Source organism: Bradyrhizobium genomosp. I (2014), assembly GCF_000261685.1.
Taxonomy (GTDB): Bacteria; Pseudomonadota; Alphaproteobacteria; order Rhizobiales; family Xanthobacteraceae; genus Bradyrhizobium.
The window spans coordinates 1-21,418 of record NZ_AJQE01000004.1 but is presented as its reverse complement, the minus strand read 5'-3'; the positions used below and the strand labels follow the sequence as shown (position 1 = coordinate 21,418).

The 21,418-nt window shown below is 63.8% G+C and carries 21 protein-coding genes; 4 read left to right on the top strand and 17 right to left on the bottom strand.

The features are described from left to right. Position 1 precedes the first annotated feature (1 nt). From IC50_RS00205 to IC50_RS00180, 6 genes are all read right to left on the bottom strand, one after another. Positions 2-1,012, bottom strand: a complete 1,011-nt coding sequence (locus IC50_RS00205) for a branched-chain amino acid ABC transporter permease (RefSeq protein WP_035699138.1) — start codon at positions 1,010-1,012, stop codon at positions 2-4. Positions 1,013-1,202: 190 nt separating this feature from the next. Next, on the bottom strand, positions 1,203-2,030 hold the full coding sequence (locus IC50_RS00200) for an AraC family transcriptional regulator (protein ID WP_035699136.1): 828 nt from the start codon (positions 2,028-2,030) through the stop codon (positions 1,203-1,205). 123 nt (positions 2,031-2,153) lie between these two features. After that, complete coding sequence (locus IC50_RS00195) at positions 2,154-3,404, bottom strand: ABC transporter substrate-binding protein (protein ID WP_035699134.1); 1,251 nt, start codon at positions 3,402-3,404, stop codon at positions 2,154-2,156. Positions 3,405-3,668: 264 nt separating this feature from the next. Next, positions 3,669-4,664, bottom strand: coding sequence for an ABC transporter substrate-binding protein (locus IC50_RS00190; RefSeq protein ID WP_035699132.1), 996 nt, complete (start codon positions 4,662-4,664; stop codon positions 3,669-3,671). Between the two features lie 22 nt (positions 4,665-4,686). Next, a complete protein-coding gene (locus IC50_RS00185; RefSeq protein WP_035699131.1) occupies positions 4,687-5,496 on the bottom strand; it encodes an ABC transporter ATP-binding protein in 810 nt (269 codons plus the stop codon). Further along, positions 5,493-6,248, bottom strand: coding sequence for an ABC transporter permease (locus IC50_RS00180; protein WP_433960399.1), 756 nt, complete (start codon positions 6,246-6,248; stop codon positions 5,493-5,495). Before IC50_RS00180 ends, IC50_RS00185 begins: the two co-directional genes overlap by 4 nt. Before the next feature lie 121 nt (positions 6,249-6,369). Here IC50_RS00180 and IC50_RS00175 point away from each other — a divergent pair, with 121 nt between their 5' ends. The 3 genes from IC50_RS00175 to IC50_RS00165 are packed head-to-tail and all read left to right on the top strand — an operon-like array spanning position 6,370 to position 9,843. Beyond that, a complete protein-coding gene (locus IC50_RS00175; protein WP_035699128.1) occupies positions 6,370-7,497 on the top strand; it encodes a mandelate racemase/muconate lactonizing enzyme family protein in 1,128 nt (375 codons plus the stop codon). Continuing rightward, on the top strand, positions 7,497-9,092 hold the full coding sequence (locus tag IC50_RS00170; protein ID WP_035699126.1) for a GMC family oxidoreductase: 1,596 nt from the start codon (positions 7,497-7,499) through the stop codon (positions 9,090-9,092). Before IC50_RS00175 ends, IC50_RS00170 begins: the two co-directional genes overlap by 1 nt. Positions 9,093-9,120: 28 nt before the next feature. Continuing rightward, positions 9,121-9,843 carry a GntR family transcriptional regulator gene (locus IC50_RS00165; protein WP_035699124.1) on the top strand — a complete coding sequence of 241 codons (723 nt, stop codon included), beginning with the start codon at positions 9,121-9,123 and terminating at the stop codon, positions 9,841-9,843. Positions 9,844-9,848: 5 nt separating this feature from the next. Here the strand turns inward: IC50_RS00165 and IC50_RS00160 are convergent, their stop codons facing one another. From IC50_RS00160 to IC50_RS00125, 8 genes are read right to left on the bottom strand one after another with little or no spacing between them, the layout of a single operon-like run. Further along, positions 9,849-11,639 carry a chloride channel protein gene (locus tag IC50_RS00160; RefSeq protein WP_050990842.1) on the bottom strand — a complete coding sequence of 597 codons (1,791 nt, stop codon included), beginning with the start codon at positions 11,637-11,639 and terminating at the stop codon, positions 9,849-9,851. Between the two features lies 1 nt (position 11,640). After that, positions 11,641-12,612: a formylglycine-generating enzyme family protein gene (locus IC50_RS00155; protein WP_081492313.1), complete on the bottom strand. Its 972-nt coding sequence runs from the start codon at positions 12,610-12,612 to the stop codon at positions 11,641-11,643. Positions 12,613-12,615: 3 nt separating this feature from the next. Continuing rightward, positions 12,616-14,259 (bottom strand): arylsulfatase, encoded by a 1,644-nt coding sequence (locus IC50_RS00150; RefSeq protein ID WP_050990841.1) that lies wholly within the window; start codon positions 14,257-14,259, stop codon positions 12,616-12,618. Positions 14,260-14,291: 32 nt separating this feature from the next. Beyond that, complete coding sequence (locus IC50_RS00145; protein ID WP_035699122.1) at positions 14,292-15,065, bottom strand: GntR family transcriptional regulator; 774 nt, start codon at positions 15,063-15,065, stop codon at positions 14,292-14,294. Between the two features lie 4 nt (positions 15,066-15,069). Next, a complete protein-coding gene (locus IC50_RS00140) occupies positions 15,070-16,122 on the bottom strand; it encodes an ABC transporter ATP-binding protein (RefSeq protein ID WP_035699121.1) in 1,053 nt (350 codons plus the stop codon). Beyond that, positions 16,119-16,958, bottom strand: coding sequence for a carbohydrate ABC transporter permease (locus IC50_RS00135; RefSeq protein WP_050990840.1), 840 nt, complete (start codon positions 16,956-16,958; stop codon positions 16,119-16,121). The genes IC50_RS00140 and IC50_RS00135 overlap by 4 nt, the downstream gene beginning before the upstream one ends. Next, positions 16,955-17,890 carry a carbohydrate ABC transporter permease gene (locus tag IC50_RS00130; protein ID WP_081492312.1) on the bottom strand — a complete coding sequence of 312 codons (936 nt, stop codon included), beginning with the start codon at positions 17,888-17,890 and terminating at the stop codon, positions 16,955-16,957. Before IC50_RS00130 ends, IC50_RS00135 begins: the two co-directional genes overlap by 4 nt. A 3-nt stretch (positions 17,891-17,893) precedes the next feature. Beyond that, on the bottom strand, positions 17,894-19,288 hold the full coding sequence (locus IC50_RS00125; RefSeq protein ID WP_035699120.1) for an ABC transporter substrate-binding protein: 1,395 nt from the start codon (positions 19,286-19,288) through the stop codon (positions 17,894-17,896). A 273-nt stretch (positions 19,289-19,561) separates the two neighbouring features. Between IC50_RS00125 and IC50_RS40950 the strand changes: the two genes are divergently transcribed. After that, entirely contained in the window at positions 19,562-19,753 is a 192-nt protein-coding gene (locus IC50_RS40950) for a hypothetical protein (protein WP_157460768.1), read from the top strand. 48 nt (positions 19,754-19,801) lie between these two features. Here the strand turns inward: IC50_RS40950 and IC50_RS00115 are convergent, their stop codons facing one another. From IC50_RS00115 to IC50_RS00105, 3 genes are all read right to left on the bottom strand, one after another. Further along, positions 19,802-20,338, bottom strand: coding sequence for a flavin reductase family protein (locus IC50_RS00115; RefSeq protein WP_035699116.1), 537 nt, complete (start codon positions 20,336-20,338; stop codon positions 19,802-19,804). Positions 20,339-20,398: 60 nt separating this feature from the next. Next, on the bottom strand, positions 20,399-20,827 hold the full coding sequence (locus IC50_RS00110; protein WP_035699114.1) for a universal stress protein: 429 nt from the start codon (positions 20,825-20,827) through the stop codon (positions 20,399-20,401). 63 nt (positions 20,828-20,890) lie between these two features. Continuing rightward, positions 20,891-21,418: dienelactone hydrolase family protein (locus tag IC50_RS00105; protein WP_035699113.1), on the bottom strand; the 528-nt coding region annotated here is incomplete at its 5' end.

Here is a 21,418-nt window from a genome sequence, read left to right as displayed (position 1 = left end):
CTCAGCGCCTCGCCAACAGGCCTTGCGGCCGGATCGCCAGCACCAGCACCATGATCAGGAAGGTCACGACTATGGCGTAGGTCGGGATGTAGACCGAGCCGAGCTGCTCGGCGAGGCCGATGATCAGCGCTCCCAGCGCCGCACCGGGGATCGAGCCCATGCCGCCGACGATCACGACGACGAGGGAAGCCAGCAGGAAACGAATGTCCTCGCCGGGCGACAAGGACTGGAAGGTGCCGCCGACGACGCCGGCGATGCCCGCAAGCCCCGCGCCGAACGCGAACACCAGCACGAAGACGAGCTGGATACGCACGCCGGTAGCAGCCAGAATGTCGCGATCGTCGACGCCGGCGCGGATGATCATGCCGATCCGGGTGCGATTGAGCGCGAGCCACATCGCCACGCCGATGACCACGGAGGCGGCGAAGATCACCAGCCGCACCATGGGATATCTGAGATAGACCGGCTCGCCCGAGGACTTGATCGCCGTGATCAGCGGCAGCTCCACGGGGCCGATCAGCCAGTTCGGTGTCTGGATCTGGTAGAAGTCGCCGCCGCAGGCCCAGAGCATAAGATCGGCAAAAACGATCGACAGCCCGATCGTCACCATGGTCTGTCTGAGGTCCTGACCTTCCATGCGCCGGAACACGATGACCTGGAGCAGGATGCCGACCAGGGCCGTCAGGATGAAGGCGACGATGAAGCTCAGCAGCCAGGAGCCGGTCGCTGAGCTGATGGCATAGCCGACATAGCCGCCGAACAGATAGAGCGAGCCGTGCGCGAGGTTGACGTTGCGCATCAGGCCGAAGATCAGCGTGAAGCCGCTGGCGACCAGGAAGTAGAGTCCCCCAAGCGTGATGCCGTTGAAGACGGCGTTGAGGAAGACGCGCTTGCGGCCGATCGCTTCTTCGAGGCCGGGCGGCCACACCGCGAAGATCAGCCAGAGCGCGACGGCTATGGCAATGATCGCGATCAGCGCCCAGGCCGGATGGCGTTCGACAAAGCGGCTCATATGCGCCGTCCGCTTGTTCGGGCGACAGGCCGAAGGTTCACTGAATGCAGGTCGAACAGCCTTGCAGCGGCTGCAGGCCTTGCCATGACGTTCGCTCCCGTCGGTCGCGATCATCTCGGGATCGCGTTGCCCGCATCCTAGCCGGGCGGCGAGGGCGACGTTTGATCGTGAGTATCTTTTCGTGCGTCGGTCAGGCGCGCAAAACCTTGGCTGCGCGACGATAATCGGTCGGGGCCATTCCCACATTGGCCGCGAAGAAGCGGGTGAAGCCGCTCTGCGAGGAGAAGCCGAGATCGAAACCGATGTCGGCGATCGGCGTCTCGCTGGCCACCAGTGCTTCGAGCGCCTGTTCCATGATCAGCGTGTTGAGATAGAGGTTGGGCGTAACTCCGGTCTGGACGCGGAACAGCCTGTAGAAGTGCGGCCGCGACAGGCCGGATTCCCGCGCGATGGTGTCGAGCTCGATCTCGGCGCCGGGGCTTTCCGACATCATCTTGATGCATTTGCGCACGCGAAAATCGGTGACGGAGCCGTTTGCGCGCGGGTCGCGCGCGATCTCGGCCTGCTGCCAGCTTTCGTCATAGCAGATGTCGATCAGCCTCCGCAGCTCGCAATCGAGACTGGAGAGCGATGGTGCGCCGCACACGAGCGCAGCGGTCCGCCTGATGTGCTTGTCGAGTGCAGGCGTGCGCCTGAACTGGGTGCGGCCGAAACGCATCCGCTCGGTGCCCGAGGCATCCGGCGCGAACCATTCGGCATTGACGTAGAGCACGAAGAAGATGGCGCCCCCATCGAGATCGGTCGGCAGAAAGTTGTGCGGTTCCCAGGGATTGACGGCGACGACGGAAGACTCGGTGAGATCATAATGTCCGTCGGAAACATCGATGCATGCCGGCATGCCGCCGACATGGAAGATCAGATGACCTTCACGATGGGCGTGGATATTGAAAGGGCGGTTCAATTGATAAACCGTCGCCCGGCCGAATCGGCCATGGAAGACGGCGAGCGCACGGCTCATGCCTTCCCCTCCCGAATGTTCTTGTCTTTTCAGCCAGCGTTCAACAATGCCGCCGGGATTGCAAGAGCGGAGAGCGGCCGCGTCAGCGAGTCGCTCCCCGTTCCGTATCGCCCATGTGATGCGTCAATACTTCTTACATTCCGGCACGGTACGGCTCGGCAGTCCGATCTTCGAGAACACCGCCGGATCATAGCCGAGCGTCTGGTTCACGTTCGGGATCACCTTCACGACCTTGCTGAACAGCGCGCCCTTGCCGTCATCGACGACTTCGGTGACGAAGTTGGTTCCGATCGCCTGGCGGTTGGAGTCGAGCTTGATCTTCCCATTCGGCGCATCAATCTCGATCTTCGCCAGGGCTTCCTTGAGCTTCGCCTGATTGTTGGAGAGATCGCCGTTGACCTGACGCAGTGCGAGGATCAGCGCCATGGTTGAACCATAGTAGTTCGTGGCAAGCAGCGAGGGGCTGGGGAAGCGCTTGTTGGGCGGGAAGGCGTCCTGGTAGGCCTTCACGAACTTCTGCCAGCCCGGATCCTCCCAGGTGTCGGCCTGGCCGCTCGCCGCGATGGTCCCGACCAGGGCGTTCTTGGCGTTGCCCTTGGACGACAGGATGGTCTGGTCGATCATGATGGAACCGCCCATCAGGTGCGCCTTGCCGCCGGCCTGCTGATACTGGTTGAGGAAGTTGACGGCATCCGCGCCGCCGAGCCCGAGATAGATGGCGTCGACGTCGTCGGGCAGGGCGGCAATGACGGAGGCGAAGTCCTTCGTTCCCAGCGGCACCCATTGCCGATTGGTGACCTGTCCGCCCATTCCGCAGAATTCGAGCACCAGCCCGAACACCTGGGTGTAGATGAAGGAGTAGTCTTCGCCGACGGTTGCGATCTTGCGATACTTCTTTTCCTCATAGGCGTATTTGCCGAGGCCGACCTGCCACTGCGCGCCGTCCATGTTGTAGCGGAAAAAGTTCGGGGCAGGGTCGACATAGGTCGTTTCCTGCGCGCCGGAGGCCGCGTTGATGAAGGTCAGCTCGGGATGGGTCTTGGCAAAGTTCTTCACCGCGATACCCTCGTCGCCGGAGAGGGGCGACAGCAGGATCTGGACCTTGTCCTGCTCGATCAGCTTGCGCACCGCGCGCACGGCCGAGTCCGGCGTTGCGTCGGTCGAGGCGACGATGAATTCGAGTTCCTTGTCGCCGACCTTTTTGCCGAGCACGTTGAGCGCCGTCTGGTGGCCGCGCATGCCGTCCTCGCCGAGCACCGTGTAAGTGCCTTCGAGCGTCGCGGTCACACCGACCTTGATCTTTTCCTGGGCGATCGCTGCGCCCGAAAGAAACAGGCTGCTCAACGCGAGCAGTCCCATGCTGCATTTCGACATGTGCTCCTCCCCTGTGTGGTCGCTTTGTTGCCGCGCCGAACCGCGCGATGCCCGTGGCTCGAAGGCCGCGGCTTCAGGGGGAAGCTAGCCGAAGTCGAATGCGGTGCACGCATCGGTGCCTCGTTCGGCTTGACTGGCAGTCTCATTTTTGAATGCTGCGGCGCAAGTGGTTTCGCGGTGCAGCAGGCGCCCGCGGCGCAAAAGACTCCGTCGCAGCGGGCTGAGCAAGTTGTTTGGCAGGCAAGCTTGGTCTTTTGGAGTTCCTCACGCGATCGTTTTCAGATAGAGACTCGGATCGAAATATTTGCTTGCCGGCGTGAAGTCCTTGATGCCGGCATTGGCCATGAAGAAATCGGTCGATTGCTGCAGCCAATTGGTGACTGTGCCGTCGGAGTACATGCGCTTCCAGTCCTTGGACGTGAACATCTTCTGCGCCTTGAACGACTCGTTGATATCGGCCATCGGCGTCTGGCTGTAGTGACCCTTCTGCAGCTTCTCCATCGCCTCGGTGCTGTTCGCAATGATGTAGTCGTTGGCGTCGGCCCAGCCACGGATCAGCTTCGCCAGCGTTTCCTTGTTCGGCTCGTAATAATCGTTGGCCGCGGCCCAGCCTCCGATGATCGCGGCTTTCGGATAGTAGGCCGACGCGTCGGCGAGCTTGACCGCGCCCGGCACCTTGTCGCGAACCGTCACGTTGAAGGGGACCCAGAGAGCAACGGCCGGCACTGCGCCGGAGATGAAGGCGGTCACGGCGGCCGGCATGGTCTGGTTGACGAGCTCGACCTCCTTGGGATCGACCTTGTTGGCGCGAAGCGCCGTATCCAGGAATACATGCGCTGTGGTGCCGGTCGCGGTCGCGATGCGCTTGCCCTTCAGGTCCGCGAACGTCTTGATGCCCTGATCGCCGCGAACCCAGAGCTGCGCGGTCGCGACCTCGATGTCGTTGATCAGGAAAACCTTGCCCTGGCCGCGGGCCGGGAAGTTCGAGAGCACGGCGCCGGTGGCCAGCACGTCGAGGCTGCCGCCGATCAGCGCCTGGAATATCTCGAGGCCGGTGTTGAACTGCCGCAGCTCGAGCTCGAGCCCCTGCTTCTCGAAGGAGCCGCGGTCCATGCCGGTCCAGATCTGGCCGTCGACTGCGACGGTGTGGAGATAACCGACGCGAACTTTTGTTTTCGCCTGCGCGATCGCGGGCGCTGCGGCAGTGAAGGTGCCGAGCGCAAGGCCTGCCGTCGTGGTCAGAAATTGCCGCCGATCCATGATGTGTCCTCCGTTTTGTTTGTTATTCCGAGAATGAGACCGGACGCATCTGCGCCTGCTGGGCGCGATACTCGTCCATCACGAGCTGCCTGATGTAGCTGCGCAGCTCGCCGAATTCGGGCCGCTCCTGGATCGACTCGTCGCGGGGGTAGCCGAACGGCACGTCGATGATCTCCCTGATCCGCGCCGGCCGTGCCGTCACCACCACGATGCGGGAGGCGAGGTAGATCGCTTCCTCCACCGAGTGGGTGATCAGCATCACCGTCTTGCCTTCGGTCTGGAGCACCCTCAGCAGCAGGTTCTGCATGTTGGAGCGGGTCTGGGCGTCGAGCGCGCCGAACGGCTCGTCCATCAGCAGGAACTGCGGCTTGACGGCATAGGCGCGCGCGATCGCGAGGCGCTGGCGCATGCCGCCGGACAGATGTTTCGGATACGAGTTCGCGAAGTCCGACAGTCCCATCAGGCCGAGATAGTGATCGCAGATCGCGTCGCGTTCACTGGCCACGACCCGATTGGCCCGAAGCGTCAGGCCGAAGGCGATGTTCTGCTTCACCGTCAGCCACGGGAAGACGCCATATTCCTGGAAGATGACGCCGCGCTCGGGACCGGGGCCTGCCACCGGCCGTCCGTCGAACAGCACGTTGCCCGTGGTCGGCTTCTGGAAGCCGGCGAGCATGCTCATCATCGTGGTCTTGCCGCAACCCGAGGGGCCGATCACGGCGATGAAATCGCCATCGTCGATGTCGTAGCTGACGTCTTCGACGACGTTGAGCCGCCCCTTCGGGGTCTCGAATGCGAGCGAAACCCGGTCGAATTGCGCGCGCTTGGTCATGCGATGGCCCGATCCTGCCAGACCAGCAGCCGCGCCGTGATCTTGCGCAGGATCATGTCCATGATCAACGCAATCAGACCGATGCAGATGATGCCGACATAAATGACGTCGAGCAGGAAGTATGTCGAGGCGTTCTGGATCATGGCGCCGAGCCCGCGCTGGGCCGCGATCAGCTCGGAAGCCACCAGCGTCGCCCAGGCGACGCCCAATGCCACGCGCAGCGCGGTGAGAATATGCGGTACGGTGAGGGGAATGATGATCTTGCGGAAAATTTCCGCCTGGTTGGCGCCGAGGGTCTGCGCCACGCGGATGTAGAGCGGCGTGATCTGGGAGACACCCTCGTACATCACGATCACGCCGGAGAAGAACGAGGCGTAGAACAGGATGACGAGCTTTGCGAGCTCATCCACGCCGAAATACACGATCACCAGCGGGATCAGCGCGATCGGCGGCAGCGCGCGGAAGAAGTTGATCATGGGGTCGGCGAAGGTGCGGGCCGGGCGATACCAGCCGAGCAGGAAACCGACGGGCACCGCGACGAGGATGCCGAGCAAGACGCCGAAAAAGACGCGCCTGGTCGAGGCGAAGATGTCGATCAGCAGGCCTTCCTTGGTGAGAAGCTCGAAGAATTTCGCGGCGACCTGGTGCGGGGCAGGGATCAGCGAGATGTTGACGAAGCCGCTCCAGCGCACGGCATACCAGAGCAGGATCGCACCGATCCACGGTGTCAATCCAAGAACAAAGCGTCTCACGCCAGTTCCGTCCATTCGACGCTTCCACCCGGATTGCAGTTGATGTTTGTCGAAGTCATATTATAAATAGGATGACCATACAAGAGGGCGCCTCGCCGCTGGCGCCGCAGGCCTTCCGCGCATGACATTGCCGTTCTTCACAATCCGGAGCGTTCAGGCGTTCGGCTATCGCTATCAGCTGAGAACGCAAGTCATCACCTCGTTCGGGCGGATGGCGGATCGGCCGGCCGTTTTTGTCCGTGTCGAGGACACCGACGGCAATGTCGGGTGGGGCGAAGTCTGGTGCAATTTCCCCGCGCCGGGCGCCGAGCATCGCGTTCGGCTGATCAACGAGGTGCTCGCGCCGGCTCTTGCCGGTTTCAAGGCGAATGAACCTTCGGCTGTGTTCGAGCGGCTGACGGTGGGGACCTCGGTGCTTGCGCTGCAGTCCGGAGAAGCGGGGCCGTTCGCGCAATCCATCGCCGGCATCGATCTCGCCGTTTGGGATCTTCACGCGCGGCGCCAGAACGTTGCGCTGTGGAAGCTGCTCGGCGGCTCTCGGAGCAGGATCAAGGTCTATGCGAGCGGCATCAATCCTGTGGGATCAGAACGAGCCGCGGAAGCAGCTCTCAGCCGCGGCTACCGAGCCTTGAAGCTGAAGATCGGCTTTGATCCGGCGGATGATCGCGCCAATCTCGCTGCGCTGCGGCGCCTCGTCGGCGATGGCGTGCTCGCAGCCGACGTCAACCAGGGCTGGACCATCGCACAGGCGCTCGAGCTTGCGCCGCAGCTGGAGCCGTTCGGCCTTGCCTGGCTCGAGGAGCCGATCCGTGCGGACCGCCCGCGGCAGGAGTGGCAGCAACTGCACGAGAAGATCAGCTTTCCGCTCGCTGCCGGCGAGAACATTGCGAGCCACGCCGGCTTCGCCGAGGTGCTGAGAGAGCCGGTTCTCGGCGTTGTCCAGCCCGACATCGCCAAATGGGGCGGGCTGTCGGCCTGCGCAGGCATTGCGCGCGACATCCTGACGTCAGGCAAGCTGTTCTGTCCACATTATCTCGGCGCCGGTATCGGCCTTCTGGCATCGGCGCATCTTCTGGCCGGCGTCGGCGGCGACGGGCTGCTGGAGGTCGATAGCAATGAAAATCCGCTGCGCGATCGCTTCTGCGGGCCCGTGCTGAACGTGCAGGATGGCGTGATCGAGCTCGGCGATGAGGCGGGTCTTGGCGTATCTCCCGATCTTGCCTCAATCGAACAATACCGGACGCTCTGATGTCGAGGCAAAGCTACGATTACATCATCGTCGGGGCGGGTTCGGCCGGCTGCGTGGTCGCAAACCGCCTGTCGGCCGATCCGGCCTGCCGCGTGCTTCTGCTGGAGGCGGGGGGATCGGACCGGAATTTCTGGCTGAAGCTGCCGGTCGGCTACTACCGGACAATCTACGACGAACGCTTCTCGCGCTTGTTCGAGACCGAACCCTCGGGAGGCAGCGGCGGCCGCGCCATAGTCTGGCCGCGCGGTCGCGTGCTCGGCGGATCATCGTCCATCAACGGGCTGATCTTCATCCGCGGCCAGCACGAGGATTTTGACGACTGGGAACGCCTTGGCGCCGACGGCTGGAGCTATCGCGAAGTTCTGCCCTATTTCAGACGCCACGAGCGCTACCGCGGTGGCGAAAGCCAATTCCACGGTGGTCTCGGCGAGTTCGAGGTCTCCGACCTCCGCAACGACAATCGGGCGTCGCGCGCCTGGGTGGAAGCGGGCGTGCAGTTCGGGCTGCCGCGCAATCCCGACTTCAACGGCGCGACGACGCTCGGCGTCGGCACCTATCAGCTCGGTATCGGACGGCACTGGCGAACCAGCTCGGCGTCGGCATTTCTGCGTCCCATCTCCGATCGCCCCAACCTCACCGTCATCACCCATGCGCAGGTCAGCAAGGTCGTTTTCAACGGCCGCGTCGCGACCGGCGTCGAGTGGATCAGCAAGGGACAGGTCCACAGCGCATCGGCGGATCGCGAGATCATCCTGTCCGGCGGGGCGCTGCAGTCGCCACAACTGCTCCAGCTCTCTGGCGTCGGTCCGGCCGACCTGTTGCGCAAGCTCGGTATTCCCGTCGTTGCCGATTCTCCGGAAGTCGGCGCCAATCTTCAGGACCACTATCAGGCCCGATTGATTGTCCGCCTGAAGGAGCGAATTTCACTCAACGATCAGGTCCGCAATCCTGTCGAGTTGGCCAGGATGGGCCTGCAATGGATGCTGGCAGGCAGCGGCCCTTTGACGGTCGGCGCGGGGCAGGTTGGCGGCGCAGCCTGCACCGAATATGCGGTCGGCTGTCGTCCGGACGTGCAGTTCAACGTGATGCCGCTCTCGGTCGACAAGCCCGGCGAACCCCTGCACGGCTATTCCGGCTTCACGGCCTCAGTCTGGCAATGTCACGGGCAATCGCGCGGACAGCTTGCGATCCGCTCGGTCGATCCGTTCGACCAGCCGCGGATTGCGCCGAACTATTTCGCCGAGGAGATTGATCGCAAGACCATCGTTGCCGGCCTGAAGATTCTGCGCGAGATATATCGGCAGAAGGCGTTTCGTCCGCTCTGGGATGTCGAGATGGTGCCGGGCGAGGCCGCAAGGGACAATGCCGGGCTGTGGGATTTTGCGCGCAATACGGGGGGCACGGTGTTTCACTGCGTCGGGACCTGCCGCATGGGCCGGGACGCGCAGGCGGTGCTCGATCCGCAGCTGCGCGTGCGCGGGGTCGCGCGATTGCGCGTGATCGACGCCTCGGTGATGCCGCAGATCACGTCGGCCAACACCAATGCGACCAGCCTGATGATCGGCGAACGCGGTGCCGCGCTGGTCATGGCTTGATCACGTGGCCTGAATTCAGGAGGACGAGATGGAATTGAGTTCCGACAGTCACGTCCCCAAATACGCGCAGATCGCCGACATCTTCCGCCAGCGGATCGCGCGCGGCGTCTGGACCCAGGGTTTTCGCCTGCCGGCCAACGAGGAGCTCGCGGCCGAGTTCGGCGTCTCACGGGTCACCATCAGGCAGGCCGTCGAGCTGCTCGCCCGCGACGGTGTCATCGAGGCGCAGCAGGGCCGCGGCACCTTCGTCACCGGCACGGTGCGACAGGACCGCTGGCTCAAGGTCGAGACCACGCTGTCGGATCTCGCGGACATGTACCGCGACACCTCGCCCGAGATCATCAACGTCTCGGAAAGCCGCAGCGATGCGCCGTTGTTTCCGGACGACGGCAAGCCGGCCGAGACATACGTCTTCATGCGCCGCCTTCACTCGCGCCAGGGACAACCCTACTGCGTCATCTCGATCTATCTCGACGAGAAGATTTTTCGTCGGTCGCCAAAACGCTTTCGCAACGAGACCGTGATCCCTATTCTCAACGATCTCAGGGATCCCGCAATCGCCAGCGCCCGTCAAACGCTGACGATTGGCACTGCGGATATCGAAGCGGCGCGGCTGCTGCGCGTGCCGCTGAACTCTCCGGTTGCCGAAGTCCGCCGTGTCTTCACGACCCGAGACCGCACCGTGATCTATCTCGGCGAAGTCACCTATCGCGGCGACTTCGTGCGGATCGACATGGACCTGCGACCCTAGCGGCATCAACGAGAAAACAGTTCCTGGTTCCGGCGCTCGAGCTCTTCCCCGTAGGTACGCAGCACATGGGATTCGCTCAACGTGCCGATCGTGGCGCGGTGGTCGGCGCGGTCGACGACCGCGAGCACGTCGGCTTCGCTGCGTTCAAAGGCCTTCAGGATCTCGCGGACCGATGTGGTCGGGAGCAGGCATTCGTCTTGCTGCTGCGCCAGCGACCCGAGCGGCTCGTCGTCCTGATTGGCGACCGAATGCAGCGTCGCGGCCGCAACGATGCCGGCATAGATGCCGTTGGGATCGCGCAACACGACCTGGCGGACCTGCGCCGGCGAGAACAGCTTTTGCGCCTCGCCGATCGGCATCGTTGTCGGTGCGGTTTCGAAATCGGTACGCATCAGGGATGCCGCGCTCATCTGCCGGACCCAGCCGATGTCCTGGGGGCCGCGGATGACCTCGCCGCGCAGGTGGAAACGCCATGTCGCAAAGCTGTAACCGAACAGCTCGCGGACGATCAGGGCGCAGACCGATGATGCGACCACGGCCCCCACGGTGACGGAGAAGTCGCCAGTGATTTCGAGCGCGAGACAGACCATGCTGAACGGGGCCCCCAGGACGCCGGTGCCCAGCGCGGCGAGGGCCGCGATGGCGGCGGTGCCGGGCTGAAGGGCGAGCGTGGGAAGAGGTCCGGTCAGCACGATGCTGTAGAGCTGCCCGATCAGCGCGCCGAGCAGGAGGGAAGCGAAAAATAGACCCCCACGGAAGCCAGAGCCGAGCGAGATGGCTGACGCGAGGATCTTGAACACGATGGTCGTGGCGAGCAGGAGCCAGGTCGGGTTGCTGACCAGGAGGATCTGCATCGCGCCATGGCCGGCGCCCAGCACGGTCGGCGTCAGCAAGGCGAGGCAGCCGAGGAGGAGACCGCCGAGGATCGGGCGCATGAATCCCCTGAACAGTGTGATGCGCTGAAAGCAACGTTCGGAGAACGCGACCGCCAGCATGACGAGGATGCTGACGAAGGCGCAGATGATGCCGATCAGCACGGTCTGCCCGATCATCTCGACGGACATGGGCGATGGAAATCCCGGTACCATCAGGAAGGACTGGTGCGTCAACCGGCGCGCGACCAGCCACGCGGTGACGGCGCTTGCAATGACGGGTACCAGAGCGGCGGAGGTGTAGGCGCCGAGCACGACCTCGAAGGCATAGAAGGCGCCGGCGAGCGGGGCCGAGAATGCGGCGCTGATTGCACCGGCTGCACCGCAGGCCACCAGCAACCGCATGTCGTTGCGCCGGGCGGCGAGGCGCTGGCCGACATGGGAGCCGAACATCGAGCAGATCTGGGTGTAGCCGGCTTCCAGCCCGACTGATCCGCCGAACCCGTTGGACAGTAGGGTCTGGATCGAGATCAGCAAGCTTCCGCGGAACGATACCCGGCCGCCATAGAGCGCATTGGCCTCGATGGCGTCGGCGAGCTGCTGTCCCTTCACCCTTCGGGCGAAGTACACCCCGATCAGCGCGAGGATCAGGCCGCCGATGCTCGGGATCAGCAGTGTGCGTTGCCAGGAAATCACGCCGGTGGCGCTGAGATGCGCGTCGAAAGGAATATCGAACAGCAGTGCGTGCGAAATCTGGCTAAGACTCGAGATCGCGGCCACGAGGACCCCGCTGAGCAGCCCGACGACAATGGCGACCAGCACGAGGCCGGTCTCGCGATTGCGCACGAAGTTGCGCAGGGAGAGCGGCAGCAGACGTATACCGGGTGCAGGAACCGGCTTCGCGGCATCTGGTGCCGGCGCCATCCTAAGCCGGATCCCGCAGCGGCTCGGTGCGCACGACGCGGAAGCCGATGTTGCTAGATGACGAGTCGGGTGCGTTGGAGTTTCGCGCAGCGACGCGGTAGCGGTTGCAGTAGGACTCGTGGCAGAGGAAAGATCCGCCGCGCATCGATCTGTTCGGGGCAGGTTCGCGGTTCATTGGATCCCGTGAGGACGTGAGGCGGTGATAGCTCGGCGAAAAATAGTCCGAGCACCATTCCCAGACATTTCCGGCGACATTGTGCAGGCCGTAGCCGTTCGGCGCGAATGCGTGAACGGGCGCCGTGCCGAAATAGCCATCGTCCATGGTGTTGCGATCGGGAAAATGGCCCTGCCAAATGTTGCAGCGATGCTCGCCATTGGGCTGCAGCTCGTCGCCCCAAGGGTAGGTCGCCTGGTCCAATCCGCCGCGCGCGGCCATCTCCCATTCCGCTTCGGTCGGAAGGCGCGTGCCCGACCATGCACAATAGGCCTGCGTATCATTCCAGGAGACATGGACCACGGGGTGATCGAGCCGGTCGAGGACGCTGCTCGACGGTCCCTCCGGCTGCGCCCAATAGGCATGCGGCACCGGGATCCACCACGGTGTTTCCCGGACACGGGTCGTCTGCGCCGCTCGCGTTTCCTCCCGCAACAGTCCATCGAAGACAAAGCTCCAGCCGAAGCGTTCGGCTTCGGTCGTGTAGCCCGTGGCGCGGACGAAGTCGCCGAATTGCAGATTGCTCACGGCGTGGCAGGAAATCGCAAAGGGCGACAGCGTGACCGGTCGCACGGGCCCTTCGCCGTCTCCGACAAAGCCGCCGCCGGCGGACCCCATGTGAAAGGTCCCGCCGATCAGCACGCTCCAGCGGCGCGGGATCGCGACTGGGCTGGGAAGGATCGCCGGCTGCGCATCATCGACCGCCGGCGCCTTGCCGGCGCCGCCCTGCGTGCAGCAATGCGAACGATCCTCCGTCATGCGCTATTTCTGCTTCTCTTCCTCCCAGAAGGCCGTACCGCCTTCGGCCTTCATGAGCTCGAGAATCTTCTCGCGCGGGATCACGCCGCAGCGATTGGCCCATTGCTGATACTGCGCCGTCATCTCGCGGACGCGATCCGGATGGTCGCCCGCAAGATCGTGCATTTCCGTGCGGTCGGTCTCCATGTCGTAGAGTTCCCACGGTCCCGGATATTTCCGAACAAGCTTCCACTTGCCGACGCGAACGGCTGCGTTGCCCTCGTGCTCCCAGAACAGCGGGCCGCGGCCGCCATAAGCCGACGCGAAGGAAGGCACGAGGCTCTCGCCCTCGCAGGGCAGGATGACGTTGCCGTTATATTCCTTCGGATAGGTGGCGCCGGTGACGTCGAGGATGGTCGCCATCACGTCGGTGAGCTGGCTCGGATTGTGTCGCAGGCCACCCCTCTCGGAGATGCCGCGCGGCCAGTGCACGATGAACGGCGTCGCGATGCCGCCCTCGTGGATCCAGTGCTTGTAGAGACGGAACGGCGTGTTGGAGAGATTGGCCCAGGCCGTGCCGTAGCTCTGATAGGTGTCCTCGGCGCCGGGCATCAGGGTCGGATCGTTGCCGAAGCGTACCGGCCTGCCGTCGCGGGTCGTGGCCTTGGCAATCATGAGCTGATCGACCAGTTCCTTTGACGTGACGCCTTCCGGAATGTCCTCGGCGCAGGCGCCATTGTCGGACAGGAAGATGATCAGCGTATTATCCATCTGGCCGGTCTCTTCCAGCGCCTTCAGGATGCGGCCGATGCCCTGGTCCATGCGGTCGATCTGCGCGGCATAGACCTCCATGCAGCGCAGCGTCCATTGACGTTGCTCCGCCTCGGTCCACGGCGGCTGGGTCGGATCGCGATCGGTCAGGCGCCAGTTCGGATGGATGATGCCGTCGTCGACGAGCCGCTTGAGGCGCTCCTCGCGCAGCCTGTCCCAACCCGCATCGAAGCGGCCCTTGTACTTGGCGATATCCTCGTCATGGGCATGAAGCGGCCAGTGCGGCGCCGTGTAGGCGACATACTGGAAGAACGGCGCATTGGGCTTTTCCGCCTTGTGCTGGCGGATGAAGGCGGCCGCCTGGTCGCTGATCGCGTCGGTGTAGAAGAACGACGGGTCCTTCTCGGCCTCGTGCTCGATATTGTCGTTGCCGCGGGTGAGCGTGTTCGGGTGATAGAAGCTGCCGGCTCCGATGATGGTGCCGTAGAAGTGATCGAAACCGCGTTGCATCGGCCAGGCGTCGGTCGGCTCTGTCAGGCTGCTGGCGATGTGCCATTTGCCGCTGAGATAGCTGGTGTAGTTCTTGCTCTTCAACGCTTCGGCAATGGTGACGCAGCTCTTGTTCAGATTGCCGGCATAGCCCTCCGGACCGTTGCTGTAGGTGAGGATGCCGATGCCGGTCTGGTGCGGATGCAGGCCGGTGAGCAGCGAGGCGCGCGAGGGGCTGCAGCGGGCGGTGTTGTAGAATTGCGAATAGCGCAGACCGTTGGCTGCGAGGCGGTCGAGGTTCGGCGTCTGGATCTCGCCGCCGTAGCAGCCGATGTCCGAAAAGCCCATGTCGTCGTTGAGGATGAGCAGGATGTTGGGGCCATCGGGAGTCTTTGCGCCATTCGGCATGTTTGCGTCCTCGTTATTGACGTGTGGCGTTGTCAGTGGCGGCGCGTCAGGCTGATGCTGAGGCGGAAATATTTCGGCAGATAGACCGCGCGCAGCAGCTCCAGCGCTCTTCCGTCCTTGCCGAAGGTGACGCGCTCGATGGCGAGCAGCGGAGAGCCGACCTTCACCCCGAGCAGCTTCGCGCTGCTGGCGTCGGCGAGGTCGGCACTGATGGTCTGCTGCGCGTCCTTGATGGCGAGGCCAAGCTCGTCCTCGAACACGCGGTACATGATGATGGAGATCAGGTCGCGCTTCTCGAGCTCGAGACCGATATCGGGTGGGTAGAACGCGTGCTCGATGGCGATCGGGCTGTCGTCCGCCAGCCGGAGACGACGGAGCTGCCAGACGGCTCGTTCACGCAATTGCTCCCGAACGGCGGCGTCGTGCCGATTGGTCATGCCCTGATGCAGAATCCTGGCGCCGGGCTGATAGCCGGCGTCGCGGATGGTTTCCGAAAAGCCCATGAGGTGGCCGACCCAGTTCTCGGGCTGGTTCGAGCGCAGGAAGGTGCCGCGACCGCGCGAGCGGTCGAACATGCCTTCGTTCACCAGGGGCGCGATGGCGTTGCGGATGGTGATGCGGCTGACGCCGAAATGACGGCCGAGCTCGGCTTCGGTCATCAGACGGCCGGTCTTGTCGATCAGCTTGCCGTCGCGAACCTGGCTGCGAATGGATTCGCGGATCTGGATGTGCAGGGGCGTCGAGCCTTCCGCGACGACATCACTGCCGAGCGGTGTGGGTTTCTTCTTGCGCGTTTGAACAGCCATGGTGTCAGAGTCGCATGCGGGTCGCTGGGTCGAACAGGTGAATGTCTTGCGGACGGGCCGTGATCGAGATCATGTCGCCCTCGCCGGGAATGTTGCCGTCGGCGACGCGCACGCGGATCATGGTGCCGGCGCAGTCGAGATCGAGCACGGCGGTATCGCCGAGATCCTCGATCAGATCCACGCGCCCACCGAGCCCGTTCTCCGTCATGCGCAGGGCGCCGGGTCGAAGGCCGGCCACCACGTCGCGCTCGCCGGCCGTCGTGGTCGTGGTCTTCAGACGATGCCCGGCGATGATGACGTCGCCGTCCACGTAGCGGGCGGGAACGAGGTTCATCGGGGGATTGCCGATGAAGCCGGCAATGTCGATCGAGTTCGGGCGCGCGAACACCTCCGCGGGCGTGCCGACCTGCTGGATCTCGCCCGACATGAACACTGCCATGCGATCCGCGAGCGTCATGGCCTCTTCCTGGTCGTGGGTGACGTAAACGGCGGTGACACCGAGCGAGCGCTGCAGCTTCTTCAGTTCGGCGCGCGTTTCCAGTCGCAGCTTTGCGTCGAGGTTCGAGAGCGGCTCGTCGAGCAGGAACAGACGTGCCCTGCGCACGATGGCGCGGGCGAGCGCGCAGCGCTGCTGCTGGCCGCCCGAGAGCTGGCCCGGCTTGCGATCGAGCAGATGATCGATCTTCACCTTTCGGGCGGCGTCCTTCACGGCGGGCGCGATCTCGGCCTTCGGCAGCTTGGCCATCTCCAGCGGGAAGGCGATGTTCTCGGCCACCGTCATGTGCGGGTAGAGCGCGTAGCTCTGGAACACCATGGCGATGTCCCGGTCCCGCGCGTCCGTCGAGGTGACGTCCTTGTCGTCGATCAGCACGCGGCCGTCGGTCGGCGCATCCAAGCCGGCGAGAATGCGCAGCGTTGTGCTCTTGCCCGAGCCGGAAGGGCCGAGCAGGGCGAAGAATTCGCCTGGCTTGATGTCAAAAGTAACGCCTTTAAGTGCGGCGAACTCGCCGTGCATCTTGACGATGTTGCGAAAACTGACCTGACCCTGGCCGCTCATCGGCGCCCTCCGCCCTTGACTGCACCGACCGTCAGGCCCTTCACGATATGCTTCTGCGCGACCACGCCGAGGACGACGACAGGAAGCATGGCGAGGACCGAGACCGCGGCGAGCTTGGCCCACAGCGTCTGCTCGACGGAGACGAAATTGAACATGGCGACCGTGACCGGGCGCACCGTGTTGCCGCTGAGCACGACGGCAAACAGGAACTCGTTCCAGGCATTGAGGAACACGAACACGACCGTCACGGCGATGCCGCCGCGGACCTGCGGAATGATGATCCGCCACAGCGTCTTCAGCCGGCTCGCTCCGTCGAGATAGGCCGCTTCCTCCATCTCGAAGGGAATGTCCTCGAAATAGGAGACGAGCAGCCAGATCGCGAAGGGCAGGGAGAACGACAGATAGATCAGGATGATGCCTTGGTAGGTGTCGATCCAGCCGATGTTCCGCAGCACCAGGAAGTAGGGGATGATGATGCCGACCGGCGGCAGCATCTGCGTTGCCAGCACGTAGAAGCCCGCGAGCTTCTTGCCGCGAAAGCGCAAGCGCGCCAGCGCGTAGGCCGCCGGCACCGCCATCAGCATGGTGACGATGGTGGTGCCCACGGAAATGATGATGCTGGAGAGGAGGTTCGGCAGGATCGATCCGGAGCCGAACAGCACGTCGCGATAGGCTTCAAGCGTCGGTGAGAATACCAGCTTGGGCGGGTAGGCCAGCACGTCGGTATCGGTCTTGAGCGAGTTCAGCACGCTCCAGACGATCGGGAAGGCCCAGGCCAGCAGGAAGACCGTGGAGATCCCGAGCAGCGCGATGATGCGGAAGCGCCTTGCGGTCATTTCGCCCTCCGCATCGCAAACAGGATGCCTGAGATGACGATGGTCACGATCAGCAGCGCGACCGCGAGCGCGGAACCGTAGCCGATCGACAATTCGGTAAAGGATTTCCGGTAGGCATAGAGATTGAGGATCTCGGTCGCGGTGCCGGGGCCGCCGGCAGTGACGGTGAAGATCGCCGCGAACGCGGTCAACGCCACCATGGTCCGCATGATGACGACCATTACGATCGCCGGCCGCAGCAGGGGCAGGGTGATGCGCCGGAAGCGCTGCCAGGCCGAGGCGCGGTCGAGCCGCGCGGCCTCGTAGATATCGTCGGGCAGGGAGGCGAGCGAGGCCAGCAGCACCATGAACGCGAACGGTGTCCACTGCCATGTATGGATCGCGATCACCGAGACCATCGCGAGCGTGGGATCGCCAAGCCAGTTCTTGCTGCCGAGGCCGGCGTTGATGGCGAGGAAGTCCACGATGCCGAATTCCGGTGCCAGCATGAAGGTACGCCAGATCATGCCGACCACGGCCGGTGACAGCACCACGGGCAGGATGGCGATGACCCTGAACCAGCCCTGGCCGCGCTTCATGTCCATGACCAGCAAGGCGAGCGCAAGGCCGATGATGACCTGCAGCGCGACGGTCGAGCCGGTATAGACGAGGCTCACCAGCAGCGAGGACCAGAAGCGTTCGTCGGAGAGCAGCACCCGGTAGTTCTCGAGCCCGACGAAGCCGTTGGTGAACGGCATCGCGAGGTCCATGCGGAAGGCGCTGGTATAGACCAGGAAGAGCAGCGGAAACGTCGTCGTGGCGAGCAGCGCGAGAAACGCCGGCGCGAGCAGGGCTGCTGCAAACCGGCGCTCACGCTGTTCGAGGACGCGGCCGAAATCGGTGCGAGGCGCCTCGCTCGAAATGCCGGCCGATGTCATCGCTGTCGAGGCCATGTCTCAGCCGCGCATCATCGGCTCGATACGGCGCTGCGCATCATCCAGGGCAGCCTTGATCGTGGCCTGGCCGGAGAGGGCCGACTGGATTGCGGTCGCCATGGTGTCGCCGATGGCAGGCCATTGCGGCACGCGCGGACGCCAATCGACGTCGGTGTCCTGCTGCAAGGCTCCCATCGTGGCCTCGACGAAATTCTCGCCAAAGCCGTTCATCAGCTTGATGTAGTCAGGATCCTTCCAGACCGACGTGCGGTTGACACCGGAACGCTTGGTCGGGCCGGCGAAACGATGCGCGGTGCGCGCCTGGGTCTCGGCGCTCGCGGCCCACTGGATGAAGAGCCAGGTCGCCTTCCGCTTCTTCTCCGGCAGCGCGGAGTTGATCGGGAAGCCCCAGTTCCAGATCGATGTCGTGCGCTTGCCCGATGGCCCCTTCGGCCAGCGCGCATAGGCGACCTTGCCGATGACCTTGGACTTTTCCGGATTGTTGATCACCGAGGCCGACGAATGCGCGTCGATGTAGCTCGCGACGGTGCCTTGCGAGAAGGCGTCGGCAATATCCGGCCAGTTCCAGTTGGCCGCCGCCGTCGGCGCGTACTTCTTCATGATGTCGACGTACCAGGCGAGCGCCGCCTCGGCCTCGGGGCCGTTGACGGTGAGCTTGCCGCCCTTCATCCAGTCGCCGCCGAACTCGCGGAAGATCGACGGATAGATGTACATGTTCTGGCCGGCACCGGCCACGCCGCGGAGCGCTGCGCCCCAGACGCGGTCGTTCGGCGTGTTCAGCGCCGCAGCGTTCGACATATAGGCTTCGAGCGTGTCGGCCGGCTTCAGACCCTTCGCGTCGTAGAGGTCCTTGCGATAGACCTGAATGGTGACTTCGCCGTCATAGGGCATGCCGTAGAGCTTGCCGTCGACGCCGTTCGCGCTGCGCCATGCCGGAATGATGTCGTCGAGCTTGAACCAGGCCTGATCGGTCAGCGCCTTGTCGTTGAGATAGGTGTCGAGCGATTCGACCCATTTGTTCGCGGCGTAGAGTGCATAATACATGGGGTCCGCGGCGTGAGTAGCGTAAGTGCCGGTCTTCGAGGTCAGGTCGATGACGCTCTTCTGCCGGATCTGCGCCGGCGGAATTTTCTCGAAGCGAACGTCGATGCCGGTCAGCGATTTGAACTGAGGCGCGAGCGCGATCAGATTTTCGAAATAGCTCGCGGGGATCACCGCCACGGTGATCGTCTCGCCGGAGACCTGCCGCCAGTCGATCTGCGCGGACTTGTACGGCGCAAGGTCGGCGTCCTGCGCCGACGCGTGCCGCAGAATGCCAGGGCCGAACGCCGCCAGAGCCGCAGCCGCGGTTCCACTCTTGAGCAGCGTTCGTCGTGTCGGCTTGAATGACGCCATACTGTCCTCCCGAAAATCCGGATTTGCGCTCCGGTTAGTCAGTACATTTGCTTAAATGTTATAACATGTCAACGCTCATCCTTGCCGGTGTTCGCGCTTGGCGTCAGGGGATTCGGACGTCAGCGGGCCGATCCTCTCATGCGTGGCGAAGCGACCGGAAGCGCTCCGCCTGCCAAGACCTTCGCCGCCGGCTCATGCGTTGATTCAACTCAACGCGCACGAGCGCTGTGTCGGGACAAATACACCGCCGTTGGACTCTTCGAGGAGAACGAGATGCGAAGATTTGCCATGTTCGCCGCCGTCGCCGCGATCGTCGCGGCCGGTGCGCTGGCACCCACGAGCGCGGTGGCCGGCTGCTACCGATTGGGCGAGACCGGCTATCACTGGTATCGTTCCTGCTGGGGTCCGCGCTGGATCTATCCCCACCATCGCGTCTGTCGGCGCGGCCGTTGCTGGTACCGCTGAAGCATCGCTCCCGCGGCCTGAGTTGGTCCGGCGTCGCGCGTTGCGCGACTACCTCATCTTCGACTTCGTCTTGATCGTGGCGCCGTCGACGGTGAACGCGCCGTATCCACGGTGGTGAAGCGTCCTTGGGTTCTTCCGGGCGGGATCGATCCATGCGCGCAGAACCTCGAGAACGAACAGATTGTAGCGCGGGACCATGCTGTTATCCGTCACGCGACATTCGAGATTGCAGAAGCAATCCTTGACGAGGGGCGCGCCGACCAGGGTCGCCGGAAGAGGAGTTAGCCCGAAGCGCTTTAACTTGTCGCTGTTGCGGCCTGAGCAATTGCCGACCCTGGCGACCGTATCGGCAAGGCTGCGTGGCGGAATTGCAATCACGGCTTCTCCAGCCGAGCGAAGCGCGGCAAAGCTGAAATTGGCTTCGCTGACGATGCACGCGATGAGCGGCGGTTCAAACTCCACCATCATGTGCCACGACATGGTCATGACATTGGGGCGCCCGCGGCTGGCCGTCGTCAGCAGTACGACGGGGCCGGGCTCGATCAGCTGGTAGACCTTCGAAAGTGCGCGTTGTCGAAAAGCCATCCCAGCTGCCACCTTCCGATTGGTCTCAGAGCCTTGACGCGGTTTGCGGCCAATCCCCCGCTAGGGAACGACGACCACTGCGCAAGGAGCGAGGCTGACGAGCTTCTGCGAGACGCTGCCGAGCAGCAGGCCTGCCAACTGGCCGCGTCCGCGCCGTCCCACGACGATCATCTTGGTCGACGTTTGGGCCGCAAGATCGATCAGGGATTGGGTGATGTCACCCCAACATGTCCGAACTTCAATGCATGCGGGACCTGCTTCGCGCGCACGGGCTTGCGCCGCCTTGAGGGTCTGCCCCGTCAAGGCTTCCAGCAGATCACCGGCGGTGGCTCCGGTGTGCGGAAGCTGGCGAACCTCCTCCCCCAGAAGTCCGTCGGCAACCGTTACGATCAGGAGATCGCATGCCAACGCTTTGGCAAGCTCTGCTGCCACATCGATTGCGCGGCATGCGCCGCTCGATCCGTCGGTTGCTACCATGATGTTGGTCATGCGAAAGTCCCCTCTGGATTTTGAGCATTCTGCCGGGGTTGACCGGCTCCGTACTGATCCAGCTCAAGCGGCGCGGACTGGCGCTGGCGTCTGCAGGTATCGCTCGAACCATCGGCTGGCATGCTCGATGACGGCATCCATGGCGCCCGGTTCGGGAAAGAGGTGCGTTGCATCAGGAATGATTTCCAGAGCCTTCGGCCCGCCAAGCCGGGTGAGCGCCTCCTCATTGAGCTCGATCACGCCGACATCGGCGCCGCCGACGATCAACAGGGTTGGCGCACGGACATGGGGCAGGGCCTCGCCGGCCAGATCCGGGCGTCCACCGCGTGAGACCACCGCGGCAATTCGGTGAGGCAACTGAGCCGCCGCCATGAGGGCGGCCGCGGCGCCGGTACTGGCGCCGAACAACCCGACAGGGAGGCGGGCAACCGCAGGTTCGAGGCCCTGAAGCCAGTCGACGGTCGCGACCAGCCGTTGTCCAAGCATTGCGACATCGAAGACGTTTGAACGGTCGCGCTCCTCTTGCGGCGTGAGAAGATCAAACAGCAGCGTCGCAAAGCGCCGTGCATTCAGTTCCCGCGCGACCGCTCT